Consider the following 13,866-nt stretch of genomic DNA (forward strand, 5'->3'; position numbering starts at 1 on the left):
GCTCATGTCAGGTACTGACATCACTGTAGCTCCTGATGTCAGGCACTGCCATCAGTACGCTGTGCGCATGGTCCGATGGCAGCCCGGGGCGCGGGAGCGGTTGCAGGCCGCCGCGCTGGAGCGCTTCGCGGCGCAGGGCTTCGACGGCACCACCGTCGCCGAGATCGCGGCCACCGCCGGGCTCACCGAGCGGACGTTCTTCCGGCACTTCGCCGACAAGCGCGAGGTGCTCTTCTCCGGCCAGGACGAGTTCGAGCGCCTGTTCGTCACGGGCATCGCCGGGTCGGCGGAGACCGACCCCATGGCCATCGTCGCCGCCGCGCTCGAGGCGGCCACCGGGTTCTTCCCCGACGAGCGCCGCGCCTGGTCGCGCGCCCGGCAGGGCGTCATCGACGCCGACCCGGGCTTGCAGGAGCGCGAGCTGCTCAAGCTCTCGGGCCTCGCGGTGACCATGACGCGCGGCCTGCGCGAGCGCGGCGTCGACCCCACGGCCGCGGCCCTGGCCGCCGAGAGCGGGGTCGCGGTGTTCCGGGTGGCTTTCGCGACCTGGATCGCCGAGGGCGAGGAGCGCTCGCTGGCCGAGGTGCAGCGGGCGGTGCTGGCCGAGCTGCGGTCGCTGGTGCGGTAAGGGTCAATCGCTCGCGTCGCGCAGTGCCAGCACCACGCGCACGACGCGCTCGACGGCCGACGCGAAGGCCGTGCCGCGCAGCTCGCCGCGGTCGGCCAGGTTCTGCTCGGCGAACGTCAGCATCCGGTCCGGCCCCATCCGCCGGACCACGAGCGCCGCGATCTCCTCGAGGTCCAGCCCGGGGTGGTCCAGGCGCGTCAGGGCGAACTCGACGATCAGCTCCTCGTCGGACATCAGGCCCGCCCCACGAGACGCTCGGCCAGCCAGCCCGCGTGCGTGTCGACGCCGTGCTCGTCGAGCAGGGTCCGGGCCGCGCCGGGCTCCGCGTCGTCCAGCAGCGTCACCAGCAGGTGACGGCGCACGATGCTGCGCCCCTGCGGGTCGGTGGTGTGGTCGGGCCGGACCCATCCGGCCAGCGCGGCGTCGGTGCGCGTCCGCTCTTCGAGCGTCGCGAGCAGGCGCACGGCGCCGTCGCTCAGCGCCATCTCGGCGGTGCGCGGCAGGATGCCCGGCGGGGCGCCGATGCCCGTGCGCAGGGGGCGGCCGATGCGGCGCTGCAGCCCGACGTCGACACCGGCCTCGAACAGCAGCCGCCGCACCACCGGATCGAGCAGCGTCGCGAGCAGCAGGTGCTCGCTGCCGACGCGCCACGACCCGAGCCGCTCGGCCTCCTGGATGGCCCCGAGGCCGCGGGCCCACGCCACGGGCCGGGGCTCGTCGGGCGACGGTTCCGGGCGCACGCGGGCACCGCCGGCGGGCCCCCCGCCCGGGGGGCCCGCCGGCGCCTGGTCCCCGGCCGCCGACAGCACCGGTCCAGCCTGCCAGCTCCGGACGCCGCGGCGAACACCCTGCGTGGCGGGGATCGCGGGGATCACGGGACGGTGGGGGCGATCCCGTCGAGCAGCGGGACCAGGGCGGCGGCGAAGCGCTCCGGCTCGCCGAGCAGCGCGAGGTGGCGGGCGCCGCTGAGCTCGGCGACGCGGTCGGTGCGCAGGCGCGCGGCCGTGGCCTGCGCCTGCGGCCGGGTGAAGCTCCCGTCCTCGCTGCTGAACAGGACGGCGGTGGGCACGGCGACCTGCGTCTCCTGCGCGTCGGTGAGGCCGATCAGCGGGCGGCGGCCGATGGCGACCAGCGCGTCGACGCCGCCGGGCTCGAGGAACGGCGCGCGCCACCGGTCGATCGCGGCGTCGTCGGTGGGGCAGCCGGGGCCGCACTGCCGGGCCACGATCGCGCGGATGGGCGCGCGGTGCCGCACCACCGCGGTGACGATCGCCGGCGCGACCGGGGGCAGGAGCAGCCACCGGGCCCCGCCGCCGCTGCTCGTGCGGTCGTCGCCGAAGTACGGCGTGCCGTCACCGTTGGCCGCGACGACGCCCGCCACCGAGGCCGGGTCCCGCAGCGCCTGGGACAGGGCGATCGCGACACCGGACGAGTGCCCGACGACCACGGGCCGGTCGAGCCGCAGCGCCGCGATCAGGCCGGCGAGCTGGTCGGTGTCCGCGGCGAGGTCGTAGGGCGGGACGCGGTCGGTGAACCCGTAGCCGCGCACGTCGTAGGCGTAGACGTCGCGGTCCGCGGCCAGCAGCGGCGCGACCCGCGACCAGACGTAGGTCGACTCGGCGAACCCGGGCACGAGCACGAGCGGCGGGCGGCCCGAGGGGCGCGCCGCCGGCCAGTGCTCGACGTGGGTGCGCACGCCGGCGGCGTCGACGTCGAACCCGGGCCGGGGGACGTCGAGCCGCACCGGGTCGAGGCGGTCCCACCCGAGATAGGCCCCCGAGGCCGCGAGCACCAGCCCGACGAGCACCAGCAGGGCGACCCCGGCGCGGCGCGCCCAGCGCCCGACCCGTCCCCGCTGCTGCCGGTCCTGCACGGGGCGATCCTCCCGGCCGGGGATCACATGTGCGCGGCGACCTCGCCCATCTCGGTCCAGCCGACGCCCTCGCCCAGCTCCTGGTACACGATCGTCGGCACCCGCGAGACGACCGACGGCAGCCACCCGAAGAACCACTGCGCGTGCGCCGACCCGACGTGGGCCTCGCCCGCGGCCTGGTCGACGTAGTTGGCCACCACGACGAATTCGTCGCGCTGCTCGACGCTCTCGTAGCAGGTGAAGTGCAGGTTCCCCGGCTCGTCGCGCACCTGGGCGCTGTAGCGCGTGACGCCCTCGAGGAAGTCGTCGCGCCTGTCCGGTCGGACGTCGATGCTGATGACGATGAAGATCACGTGGTCGGCCCTCCCCGTCGCGGGGATCCGACCCTAGCGGGCTCCGGTCCCGCGCAGTCCCAGGTCGCCGAGCCACTCGCGGATGCCGTCGAGGGCGGCCTTCGCCCCGGTCTCGGTCTCCGGCGCCGCGTCGAAGACCCGCTCGGCGCCCTCCCCGGTCACGCGCTGGCCCGCGAACGGGATCGGCACGCTGGCCGCGACCGGCACCATCCGCAGGGCCACCAGCACCGGCCAGAGGGCCTCGGTCGCGCGGGCGCCCGCGGCGACCCCGCCGTAGCCGACGAGCGCGACGGGCTTGCCGGCCCATTCCTGGTTGAGGTGGTCCAGGGCGTTCTTCAGCGCCGCGCTGTAGCTGTGGTTGTACTCCGGATGGACGATCACGAACGCGTCGGCGCGGGCGATCGTGGCGCTGAACGCCTTGGTCGAGTCGAGCGTGTACCGGCCGAAGCGGGGGTGCTCGGGCTCGGCGAACATCGGCAGGTCGACGTCCGCGAGGTCGACGATCTCGACGTCGAACGCCCCGTGCTCGCGGGCGTACCCGGCGAACCACCGCGCGATCGGTTCGCCGACGCGTCCGGGGCGGGTGCTCGCGACGATGATCTGCAGCAGGGGAAGGCGACCGGCCTCGGTCATGGTGCTCCTCCGTCGTGGATGGTTGTTCCTACAACCATCCTCCCCTTCGGCGCTCCGCGCAGCGCGATCCGGTACGACCGGTGATGTCGGGAACTCCGGTTGGGCACCATCATGGGGGCGCAACGGTGGCGACCGAGGGGGAGCGGGTGCATGGGGATCGAGGCGGGCACGCAGACGTCGGTGTGGTCGGCGTCGCGCGCGCGGCTGTTCGACGTCGATGCGGACAGCGCGTTCGACCGCTTGGCGCGCCTCGCCCGCTCCCTCACCGGCGCGCACGTCGGCGGCGTCTGGCTCATCGAGGACGACCACGTGGTGCGCCGTAGCGTCGACGACGCGGGCGACCCGGGCTCCGCGGGCGTCGGCGGGACGGGTCCCGGCGAGCAACGCACCCCGCTCGGGCGCTCCTGGTGCGCGGTGGTCGTCGCCGAGGAGGCGCCGATCTGGGTCGACGACGTCCGCGCCGACCCGCGCGTGCGCCTGCCCGCCGAGCCGGTTGGCGCGGAGGGCCGGGCCTGGGCCGGGTGCCCCGTGCTGGATCCGGCCGGCGACGTGATCGGCGTGCTCGGGGCCATCGACGTGGACGTCCGCTCCTGGTCGAGCCACGACCGCGACGTGCTGGCCACCCTGGCCCAGGCGGCCACCGGGGAGGTCGCGCTGCGTTCGGCGCTCGCGGACTCACGGGCGGGCCGCCGCGACGCCGACCGGCGTGCGGCGATGTCGGGCCACGAGGCACAGGAGGCCGGTCGCCTCGCCCGCGAGGCCGGCGAGCAGGCGCAGGAGGCCGGCGCCGCCGCCCGCTACTACCGCGAGCAGGCGCGGTCGGCGAGCATGCAGGCCGCGACGTCGGAGCAGCTCGCGGTCGACGCCCAGCGGCTGGCGCAGCTCGCCGAGGAGCACGCCGCCGAGGCGGAGGAGCTGGCGGCGACGCTGCGCGAGAGCCTGCTGCCCGCGCGCCTCCCGGCCTTCCCCGGCGTCGAGGTCGCCGCCCGTTACCGGCCCGGCACCGGCGGATCGGTGCTCGGCGACTTCTACGACCTCTTCCCCACCCCGGCCGGCTGGGGCGCGGTGATCGGCGACGTCTGCGGCAAGGGCCCGCAGGCGGCCCGCACCACCGCGCTGGCGCGCTCGACCGTGCGGGCGTTGGGCCACACCGACGACGACCCGGCCTCGGTGCTCGCGGCCCTCCACGGGGTGCTGCACGTGTGGTTCGACCAGCGCGCCAGCTTCGTCACCGCGGCCTACGCCGGCCTCTCCCCGCGCGCGGACGCCCCCGGCCTCGACGTCCGCCTGGCCAGCGCGGGGCACACCGAGGCGGTGCTGCAGCGCCGCGACGGGTCGCTCACCGTGCTCGAGGCCGGCGGCCGCGCGCTCGGCGTCCGCCCCGAGCCGCGGATCGCGCTCGAGCAGATCACGCTGGACCTCGGCGACCGGCTGGTCCTCTACACCGACGGCGTCACGGAGGCCCGCCCGGCCGGTGGCGCGGAGTTCGAGATGGAGGGGCTCCTCGGCGTCCTCGCGGGCCTCGGCCCGGAGGTCGACGGGCACGCCACCGCCGACGCGGTGCTCGCCGCGGTCGACACCCACGCCGCGGGCGCCGCCCTCGACGACACCGCGCTGCTCGTGATCCGCGCGGTATTGCAGTGAGCGCTCACGCGACGGTCTCCGGCGGCTCCGCCCACCGGATCAGCGCGATGGCCGCGACGACGAGCACCCCGCCCGCGACCTGCGTCGCCGTCGGTCGCTGGGCCACGAGCCACCACGCGCCGAGGACGGCGAAGAGCACCTCGGACAGCCCGACGAACGACGCCAGCCGCGAGCCCAGCCGCCGCACGGCCGCGATGCCGGTGAGGTAGGCCAGCGCCGTCGACAGCGCGGCGACTCCCACGACGCCGACCCACCACGGTGCGGTCCACCCGGCCAGGTCGATCGGCGCGGTCGTCGCCGTGAGCGGCAGCAGGCCGGCGACGCCCACGAGCGCGACCACGGCGCTGCCGACCACCGCGCCGCCCGCGGTGAGCACGAGGGCGGGCGGGCCGTCGCCGCCGACGAGCGCGGAGAGCCGGAAGTAGGCCGCCAGGCACACCGCCGCGCCGAGGCCCCACAGCACCCCGACGACGTCGACGGCCGCGCCGCGCGCGACGTCGAGGACGAGCACGAGGCCGGCTGCGGCCAGCGCTGCGCCCGCCAGCGTGGCCGGGCGGGGGCGGGCGCGGGTCCGGGCCCACGTCCAGCCCAGCAGCAGCACCGGCGCGGTGTACTCGATGAGCAGCGCGACGCCCACCGAGAGGTGGCCGACGGCGCTGAAGTAGCAGACCTGCGCCCCGGCCAGGGGCACCAGCCCGTAGACCACGACGGCGCGCCGGTGCCCGGCGCGCGGCCGCCACCCGCGGGCCAGCACGACGCCGAGCGGCACCGCGAGCAGGACCGCCGCCCCGGCGAGCCGGCCCAGCGCCACCGCGGGCGGCGACCACCCGGCGGCCAGCAGCGACGCCGCGAAGGGCCCGGCCAGGCCGAACGAGAACCCGGAGAGCAGGGCGATCGCGAGGCCGGGAGCGGTGCTGGAGCGGCCCACGCCGGTGATCCCACCCGGCCCGGACCGGGGCGGGCAACCTCGGGCCGGGTCTCGGGCCGGGTCTCAGGCCGGGGCGAGCCGCCGCCGCGCCAGGCGCCGGCGCCGGTGCGCGGCCATGCGCACCGGGGTGTCGGCCCACCCGTACCCGTCCTCGCCGCCGACGCGCTCGACGAGGGCGAGGAACAGGCGCCCGGCGAGGACCTCGGTGCACACCTGCCGGTAGGCGCCGTCGGGGCCCTGCTCGTGCAGCACCCCCAGCTCCCGGTACGCGGCGAGCCGGTCGGGCGGCAGGTCGACGCGGGCCGCGAGGTCGTCGTAGTAGTTGTCCGGGACGGCCAGCAGCGGCGCGCCGGCGTCCCGGGCGGCGCGGGCCGCGACCACGACGTCGTCGACCGCGAGCGCGACGTACTGCGGCTCGGGCACCCCCGGGGCCCACTCGCCGCGGCGCAGCAGCGACACCGTCAGCGCGAGGCGGACGCGGCGCGCCGGGTCGGCGAGGGCCCGGCTGCGGACCAGGCCGAACGGGGCGGCGAACTCGCCGACGCCGCCCGGCTGCAGGCCGAGCACCGCGCGGTAGAACAGCGTCGCCTCGTCGAAGTGGTCGAAGGGCTGCGCGAGCCCGACGTGGTCGACGGCGCTCACCCCGATCCCCTCCGCGGTCTCGCCGGTGGCCCGGAAGTCCCCGGTCCACTCGGCGTCCGTGCCCGGGCGGCAGAAGAACAGCGCCGTCCCGTCGGGGGCGGCGACGGCGGGCAGGTCGGCCTCGGCGGGGCCGCGCGACCGGCTCAGGGCGGGCGCACCGAGCCGCGCCGCGCGGCGGGCCGCCGCCGGCGGGTCCGCGGACTCGACCGCGAGGGCGCCGATGCCCGTCGCGTGCTCGCCGGAGCGGTTGACCAGGATGCGGGCGCGGCCCTGCTCCCAGCGGTCGACCGGCTTGGTCAGGTGCCGGCCGGTCCGGGCGAAGCCGAGCGCGGTGAGCGTGTCGTCGAGCGCGGGCTCGTCGCCGGACGTCGCGATCTCGACGAACGCCGTCCCCGCGACGTCCGGGGCCGGCCCGCCGACCGGGTCGACGCCGACACCCCTGCCCGGGCCCCCGGCGGCCGTCGCCTCGGCGAGGGCGAGCAGCGAGCGGTGACCGTCGGCCGCGGTGCGCACCGGGTCGGCCTGGCGGAAGACGTCGTTGAACACCTCGAGCGACAGCGGCCCGCCGTACCCCGCGCGCAGCACGGCGGCGAGGAAGCGGGGCAGGTCGAAGCCGCCCTGGCCGGGGAAGAGCCGGTGGTGGCGGCTCCACTGCAGGACGTCCATGGCCAGCACGGGCGCGTCGGCGAGCTGCAGGAAGAAGATCTTGTCGCCGGGGACGTCGGCGATGCCGTCGACCTCGGTGGTGTGGGAGGGGGTGCGGGAGAGCACGTGGAAGCTGTCGAGGCAGAGCCCGAGGGCCGGGTGGTCGGCGCGGCGTACCACGTCCCACGACGCCTCCCACGTGTCGACGTGCCGCCCCCAGGCGAGCGCCTCGTAGGCCAGCCGCAGGCCGTGGTCGGCGGCGCGCTCGGCCAGGCCGTGCAGCTGGCCTGCCAGGCGGTCGGGGTCGGCGACCGCGTCGGGGGCCACCGAGGAGCACACGAGCACGGTGTCGGTGCCGAGCGCCCGCATCACGCCGAACTTGTGCTCGGCGCGCCGGTAGCTCGCCGCGAGGCGGTCGTCGTCGGTGGAGTCGAAGTCGCGGAACGGCTGGTAGAGGTCGATCGACAGGCCCAGGTCCGCGCAGCGCAGGCGGATCTCGCCGGGCGACATCGGCGAGGCGACCAGGTCGGGCTCGAAGATCTCGACGCCGCCGAAGCCCGCGGTGGCGGCGGCCGCGAGCTTGTCCTCGAGCGCGCCCGAGAGGCAGACGGTCGCGACGGCGGTGCGCGGGTCAGCCGGCACGGTGGTCCTCCCCGGGTTCGGTGACGAGCTCCTGCAGGTGGCGGCGCATGCGGGCGGCGTCGGGGCGCCGGCCGGTGAACAGCGCCAGGGCGTCGGCGGCCTGGTGCACGGCCATCAGCCCGCCGTCGAGCGTCGGGCAGCCGGCGGCATCGGCGGCGTCGAGCAGCGCGGTCCGCAGCGGCCGGTAGACGATCTCCGCCACCCAGAGCCCGGGCCGCAGGAGCACGGGCGCGACGGGCAGGCCCGGGTGCTCGGCCATGCCGGTCGGGGTGGCGTGCACGAGGCCGTCGGCGCCGGCCAGGACGTCGGGGAGCTCGGTGGTCGGCGCCGCGGCGGACCGCCCGGCGCCGAACGTCGCGGCGAGGCGGGCGGCGAGGTCCCCGGCCCGGGTGCCGTCGACGTCGAGCACCGTCACCGTCGCGGCGCCGTCGGTGAGCAGGGCGTGGGCCGCGGCCGCGCCCGCGCCGCCGGCACCCAGCACCGCGACCTGCGCGAGCCCCGCGCCGGGCAGGCCGTCGCGGCGGGCCGCGGCGAAGCCCGACCAGTCGGTGTTGTGCCCGACCGCGCGCCCCTCGTCGAACACGACGGTGTTGACGGCGCCGATCGCCGCGGCGTCGGCGGTGAGGGCGTCGAGGTGGGCCAGGATGCGTTGCTTGACCGGGTGCGTGACGTTGACCCCGCGCAGGCCGGCGTCGCGGAGGCGGGCGAGGAGGTCGCCGACGTCGTCGGGCGGGACGCCGAGCGCGTCGAGGTCGAAGCGCGTGTAGCGGTAGTCGAGGCCCAGGGCGGCCGCCTCGCGCTCGTGCAGCGCGGGGGAGAGGGACGGGCCGATGCCCGTCCCGATCAGGCCCACCTGCACCGTGTCGGGGTCGGCGACGAGTCTCACGGGGCGTCAGCGTACGTACCAGATGGTTCACTAGCCACCGCCATCGTGGGATCGCCTAGGGTCAGCACGGTGAGCGAGCTGCCGGAGACGGTGCCGGCGACGGACGAGGTCGCCGAGCGCCGCCGGGACGCGGCCCGCACGCGGGCGGACCTGCTGGCCGTCGCCACCACCGAGTTCGCCGACCACGGGTTCTCCGGCGCCCGCGTCGACGAGATCGCGGCGCGCACCCGCACGACGAAGCGGATGATCTACTACTACTTCGGCAGCAAGCGCGGGCTGTACCTCGCGGTGCTCGAGCACGCCTACGCCGGCATCCGGGCCCTCGAGGCGCAGCTGGAGGTCGACCACCTCGACCCGGCCCGCGCGATGCGCGCCCTCGCCGAGCTCACGTTCGACCACCACGAGTCGCACCCCGACTTCATCCGCCTGGTCGCGATCGAGAACATCCACCGCGCGGAGCACCTGCGGGAGTCCTCCGCGCTGGCTGGCCTCGCGGCCCCGGCCGTCGACGTGCTCGGCGGGATCCTCGCGCGCGGGCGGGCGGCCGGGCTCTTCCGCGACGACGTCGACGCCCTCGACGTCCACATGGTCATCAGCGCGTTCTGCATCTTCCGCACGGCCAACCGGCACACGTTCGCGGCCGTCTTCGACCGCGACCTGCTCGACCCCGCCCGGCGGGCGCACTACCGCCGGATGGTCGGCGACCTCGTCGTCGAGTACCTGACGGCCCACGTCGGCCGGACCTGACGGGCGCTTGACACACGCCCACGGCGCAACTCACCATCCGGTACGTAACCAGATGGTACATAGCCGTGCTCAGGGAGTGGCCGTGACCGCACCGCAGGCAGCACCACCTGCCCAGCCCCGCAAGGCCGCGTTGGCGGCGTGGATCGGGAGCGCGCTCGAGTACTACGACTTCTTCATCTACGGCACGGCCGCCGCGCTCGTGTTCAACAAGCTGTTCTTCCCCGGCTCCGAGCCGGCGACGGGCACGCTGCTCGCGCTCGCGACCTTCGGCGCCGGCTACCTCGCCCGCCCGCTCGGGGCGTTCGTGCTCGGCCACCTCGGCGACCGCTTCGGCCGCAAGCGCATCCTCGTCTCGACGGTGCTGCTCATGGGCGCGGCGACCTTCGCCGTGGGCTGCCTGCCGACCTACGCGTCGATCGGCGTCGCCGCGCCGATCATCCTCGTGTCGCTGCGCCTCCTGCAGGGCTTCTCGGCGGGCGGCGAGCAGGCCGGGGCGTCCTCGACCAGCCTCGAGCACGCCCCGCCGCACCGGCGCGCGTACTTCACCAGCTGGACCCTCGGCGGCACCCAGTTCGGTCAGGTCCTCGCCACGGCCATCTTCCTGCCCGTCGCCGCGCTGCCCGAGGCCGACCTGCTGTCCTGGGGCTGGCGGCTGCCGTTCTGGCTCAGCGCGATCGTCGTCGTCGCCGGCCTGCTGATCCGCCGCACGCTCGACGAGACGCCGGTCTTCACCGACCAGGAGCAGCGCGGGGAGATCGCCCGCGCCCCCGTGGCGGTGCTGCTGCGCGAGCACCTGGGCTCGGTGGTCCGGGTGGTCTTCGCCGCCATGATCGCCACCGTCAGCACGATCTTCACCGTCTACGCGCTGTCCTACGCCGTGAACGACGTCGGGCTCTCGCGCACCGCGATGCTGTGGGTCGGCGTCGTCGCCAACCTCGTCGCCATCCTCGTCATCCCGGCCTTCGGGGCGCTGGGCGACCGCATCGGGCGCAAGCCGGTGTTCCTCGCGGGCTCGATCGGGATGGCCGTGACGATGGTCGGCTACCTGTACGCGATCTCGGCCGGCAGCTACGTCTGGATCTTCGTCTTCGGCATCCTCGTGTTCGGCCTCGGCAACAGCGCGACCGGCGGCGTCTGGCCCGCCTTCTACGGCGAGATGTTCCCGGCCCGGGTGCGGCTGTCCGGCGTCGCCATCGGCACGCAGATCGGGTTCGCCGTCGCCGGCTTCGCGCCGTCGATCGCGGCGGCGCTGGCGGGCGAGGACGGCGGCAACTGGCCGGCGGTCGCGGGCTTCGTCGCGGTGGTCTGCCTGGTCAACGTCATCGCCGTCGCCACCGGGCGCGACTACTACCGCACCCCGACCGAGGACCTGGGCCTGCCGGTGACGGGCGAGCGGCGGACGGCGGCCGCCACCTCGTGAGCGACGTCGCGGTACACGCGATCCGGTTCGCGAGCCGGGCCGGCGTGCGCGGCCAGCACTTCCTCGGGTACGACGACCGTGCCCAGGAGCCGCACCCGACCGCGTACCACGTGTGGCTCGTGACGAGCGGGGAGCACACCGTCCTGGTCGACGCCGGCATCGACCCGGACGGGTACGTGCCCATCGACGGGCTGGAGTTCCACGGCTCCCCGCTCGACGGGCTGGCCGCCCTCGGCGTGGCGCCCGGCGACGTCGACCTCGTCGTCCTGTCCCACCTGCACTACGACCACACCGGCACCGTCGCGGCCTTCCCCCGGGCCCGCTACGTCGTGCAGCGCGCGGAGCTCGACTACTGGACGGGCCCCGTCGCCGCGCGGATCCGTCGCGAGCAGTGGCTGGTCAGCCGGGACGACCTGGCCCACCTCACCGGCCCCGCCCGCGACCGGCTCGACCTCGTCGACGGGTCGGCGGAGGTCGTGCCGGGACTGGAGGTGCACCACGTCGGCGGGCACACGGCCGGCATGCAGGTGGTGCGGGTGGCGACGGCGTCCGGGCCGGTGGTGCTGGCGTCCGACGCCGCGCACTTCCGCGAGAACCTCACCGCCGACCGGCCGGCGCCGATCCTGCACGCGGTGCCCGACGTCCACGCCGCGTTCGATCGCCTCGTCGAGCTCGCCGGGGAGGACGGCCTGGTCGTGCCGGGCCACGACCCCGAGGGTGTGACGCCCGATCCGTCGACCCGCCCCCTCGTCACCCGCCTGGCCTGACCGCGGCGGGTAGACCGGAGGGGTGCCCGCCGACCCGCTGCCGCGCACGGCCCCGATGCTGGCCACGGCCGGGGGCGTGCCCGCGGGCCCGGAGTGGGCGCTGGAGCTCAAGTGGGACGGGATGCGGGCCGTCGCCTACGTCGAGGGGCCCGGGGACGTCGTGGTGGTCTCGCGGGCGGGCCGGCGGGTCGACCGCTCGTACCCCGACGTCACGGCCGCGCTCGGCACCGCGCTGGGGGAGCGGCGCGTCGTGCTCGACGGCGAGATCGTCGTGCTCTCCACCCCGGCGCCAGGCGCGCCGGCCCGGCCCAGCTTCGACCGGCTGCAGCGCCGCATGGGCGTGCAGCGACCGTCAGCGCAGCTCGTCGCGGAGGCGCCGGCGACGTTCGTGGCGTTCGACCTGCTGTGGGTCGACCGGGCGTCCCTGCTCGACGAGCCCCTCGACGCCCGCCGCGCCCGGCTCGAGGCGCTCGGGCTCGACGGCCACCGCGGCGTCGTGCTGTCCCCGCGGCTCACCGGCCTCGACCCGGACACCGCGCTCGCCGTGGCCGACCGGCACGGGATGGAGGGGATCGTCGCCAAGCGCCGCGACGGGCCCTACCGCCCGGGGCGCTCGGCGGCGTGGGTGAAGACGCCGCTCTGGCGCACGGTCGAGGCCGTCGTCGGCGGGTGGGCCGGTGGCCGCGGGCGGCACACCGGCGTGCTCGGGGCCGTCCTGCTCGGCCGCCCGTTGCCCGACGGCCGGCTGCGCTACCTCGGCCACGTCGGCACGGGGTTCCGGGACGCCGAGCGCGAGCGCCTGCACGCCGTGCTGGCCGCGGCCGAGACGTCGGCGAGCCCGTTCGACGGCCCGGTGCCCGAGGAGCGCGCCGCACGGTGGACGGCGCCGACGCTCGTCGCCGAGGCCCGGTTCCGGTCGTGGACCGACGAGGGCGTGCTGCGCCACGCGTCGTGGCGGGGTCTGCGGCCGGACCGGGACGTCGCGGAGCTGGTCGAGTGACGACCTGTCCGCCGGCTCGCGCCGTGCGGTGGCGTCGTGCACGTCGGCCGTGGTGCCGACCTCGGCCAGGGAGCAGGCCCCTTGTCGCGATCGCAAAGACTTCCGAGGGGTGGCCGGTGTCTGCCCGTCGGTGTCGGGGGTGCCCGGTACACTCGAACACGTGTTCGACGACGGTGATGGTGTGGGCGCGGCGGCGCGGGAGGCGCTGGAGCGCACCCGTGAGCACCTCGTCGCGCTGTACGCCCAGCAGCACCGGCTGCTGTGCGACATCGCTGAGCTGGAGCGCCTCGGGGTCGCGGCCGAGACCGGGAACCGGTCGACCGGGCGGTTGGTGATGGAGATCGGGCGGGTGTCGCGGGCCGAGGCGACCCGGCTGTGCGCTGAGGCCGCGGACCTCACCGCGCGGACCTCGCTGGCCGGCGAGCCGCTGCCGGCGCGCTACCCGAGCACCGCCCGCGTCTACCGCGAGGGTCGGGTCGGGGCGGCGCAGGTGGCGATCATCCGCCGGACGCTGCGGCGGCTGGAGCGGGTGCCCGAGCTGGCGGTGGATCAGCTGGTGTGGGCCGAGGAGTTCCTGGCCACCGAGGCCACCACCCACGGCCCGTGGGGGCTCCAGCAGCTGGCGAACGACCTGCTCGCCCGCCTCGATCCCGACGGCACCGCGCCGGATGACGACGAGGACAGGTGGGACGAGCTGCTGATCACCAGCCGTCGGGACGGGACGATGACCATCCGCGCCGCGTTCCGGGATGCGGTGGACGCGGCGATGCTGCGGGCCGGGTTCGAGCTCGGTGCCGCCCCCGCCGGCCCGGACGACCAGCGCAGCCTCGCCCAGCGGCAGGCGGCGGCGTTCAAGGAGTTCGTCGCCGGCGCCCTGGGCCCGCACGGCGTGCTCGCCGACGAGCCGGGCGCCGACCCCCAGCCCGAACCGGAGCCCGAGTCAGAGTCGGAGGAGGGGTCGCGCGAGGGCGCCGAGGGTGAGCCGGCGTTGATCCCCGAGCCCCGCCGCCCCGCACCCGCGGCGCGCACCACCCGGCGGGCGCCGGCCGCCAGCGCGG

Annotated in this window: 15 protein-coding genes; 7 read left to right on the forward strand and 8 right to left on the reverse strand. The window is 76.3% G+C overall.

Annotation, left to right across the window (positions count from 1 at the left end; all coding sequences use genetic code 11):
• Positions 1 to 67: 67 nt before the first annotated feature.
• Complete coding sequence (locus tag ABD994_RS05905) at positions 68 to 628, forward strand: TetR family transcriptional regulator (RefSeq protein ID WP_345411698.1); 561 nt, start codon at positions 68 to 70, stop codon at positions 626 to 628.
• Positions 629 to 631: 3 nt separating this feature from the next.
• Here the strand turns inward: ABD994_RS05905 and ABD994_RS05910 are convergent, their stop codons facing one another.
• From ABD994_RS05910 to ABD994_RS05930, 5 genes are all read right to left on the reverse strand, one after another.
• Positions 632 to 862: a hypothetical protein gene (locus ABD994_RS05910; RefSeq protein WP_345411700.1), complete on the reverse strand. Its 231-nt coding sequence runs from the start codon at positions 860 to 862 to the stop codon at positions 632 to 634.
• Positions 862 to 1,368 (reverse strand): Clp protease N-terminal domain-containing protein, encoded by a 507-nt coding sequence (locus ABD994_RS05915; protein WP_345411702.1) that lies wholly within the window; start codon positions 1,366 to 1,368, stop codon positions 862 to 864. The genes ABD994_RS05910 and ABD994_RS05915 overlap by 1 nt, the downstream gene beginning before the upstream one ends.
• Before the next feature lie 131 nt (positions 1,369 to 1,499).
• Complete coding sequence (locus ABD994_RS05920) at positions 1,500 to 2,501, reverse strand: alpha/beta fold hydrolase (RefSeq protein ID WP_345411704.1); 1,002 nt, start codon at positions 2,499 to 2,501, stop codon at positions 1,500 to 1,502.
• A gap of 23 nt (positions 2,502 to 2,524) precedes the next feature.
• Positions 2,525 to 2,854, reverse strand: coding sequence for a putative quinol monooxygenase (locus tag ABD994_RS05925; RefSeq protein ID WP_345411706.1), 330 nt, complete (start codon positions 2,852 to 2,854; stop codon positions 2,525 to 2,527).
• Positions 2,855 to 2,887: 33 nt separating this feature from the next.
• Positions 2,888 to 3,487 (reverse strand): NADPH-dependent FMN reductase, encoded by a 600-nt coding sequence (locus tag ABD994_RS05930; protein WP_345411708.1) that lies wholly within the window; start codon positions 3,485 to 3,487, stop codon positions 2,888 to 2,890.
• A gap of 150 nt (positions 3,488 to 3,637) precedes the next feature.
• Here ABD994_RS05930 and ABD994_RS05935 point away from each other — a divergent pair, with 150 nt between their 5' ends.
• Positions 3,638 to 5,131 (forward strand): SpoIIE family protein phosphatase, encoded by a 1,494-nt coding sequence (locus ABD994_RS05935; RefSeq protein WP_345411710.1) that lies wholly within the window; start codon positions 3,638 to 3,640, stop codon positions 5,129 to 5,131.
• A 4-nt stretch (positions 5,132 to 5,135) separates the two neighbouring features.
• Here the strand turns inward: ABD994_RS05935 and ABD994_RS05940 are convergent, their stop codons facing one another.
• From ABD994_RS05940 to ABD994_RS05950, 3 genes are all read right to left on the reverse strand, one after another.
• The gene (locus ABD994_RS05940) at positions 5,136 to 6,059 is read right to left on the reverse strand and encodes an EamA family transporter (protein WP_345411713.1); all 924 of its coding nucleotides are present in this window, start codon (positions 6,057 to 6,059) and stop codon (positions 5,136 to 5,138) included.
• 63 nt (positions 6,060 to 6,122) lie between these two features.
• Complete coding sequence (locus ABD994_RS05945; protein ID WP_345411715.1) at positions 6,123 to 7,988, reverse strand: sugar phosphate isomerase/epimerase and 4-hydroxyphenylpyruvate domain-containing protein; 1,866 nt, start codon at positions 7,986 to 7,988, stop codon at positions 6,123 to 6,125.
• A complete protein-coding gene (locus tag ABD994_RS05950) occupies positions 7,978 to 8,874 on the reverse strand; it encodes a shikimate dehydrogenase (protein WP_345411717.1) in 897 nt (298 codons plus the stop codon). Before ABD994_RS05950 ends, ABD994_RS05945 begins: the two co-directional genes overlap by 11 nt.
• A gap of 69 nt (positions 8,875 to 8,943) precedes the next feature.
• Between ABD994_RS05950 and ABD994_RS05955 the strand changes: the two genes are divergently transcribed.
• The 5 genes from ABD994_RS05955 to ABD994_RS05975 form a co-directional block, all read left to right on the forward strand.
• Positions 8,944 to 9,621 carry a TetR/AcrR family transcriptional regulator gene (locus ABD994_RS05955; protein WP_345411719.1) on the forward strand — a complete coding sequence of 226 codons (678 nt, stop codon included), beginning with the start codon at positions 8,944 to 8,946 and terminating at the stop codon, positions 9,619 to 9,621.
• A 52-nt stretch (positions 9,622 to 9,673) separates the two neighbouring features.
• Positions 9,674 to 11,041: an MFS transporter gene (locus ABD994_RS05960; RefSeq protein WP_425550023.1), complete on the forward strand. Its 1,368-nt coding sequence runs from the start codon at positions 9,674 to 9,676 to the stop codon at positions 11,039 to 11,041.
• Complete coding sequence (locus ABD994_RS05965) at positions 11,038 to 11,808, forward strand: N-acyl homoserine lactonase family protein (protein WP_345411723.1); 771 nt, start codon at positions 11,038 to 11,040, stop codon at positions 11,806 to 11,808. Before ABD994_RS05960 ends, ABD994_RS05965 begins: the two co-directional genes overlap by 4 nt.
• A 22-nt stretch (positions 11,809 to 11,830) precedes the next feature.
• Positions 11,831 to 12,808: a non-homologous end-joining DNA ligase gene (gene ligD / locus ABD994_RS05970; RefSeq protein ID WP_345411725.1), complete on the forward strand. Its 978-nt coding sequence runs from the start codon at positions 11,831 to 11,833 to the stop codon at positions 12,806 to 12,808.
• 160 nt (positions 12,809 to 12,968) lie between these two features.
• Positions 12,969 to 13,866 (forward strand): DUF222 domain-containing protein (locus tag ABD994_RS05975; protein WP_345411727.1); only part of this gene is annotated, 898 nt, incomplete at its 3' end.

It is taken from the genome of Actinomycetospora chlora (assembly GCF_039542135.1).
Taxonomy (GTDB): domain Bacteria; phylum Actinomycetota; class Actinomycetes; order Mycobacteriales; family Pseudonocardiaceae; genus Actinomycetospora; species Actinomycetospora chlora.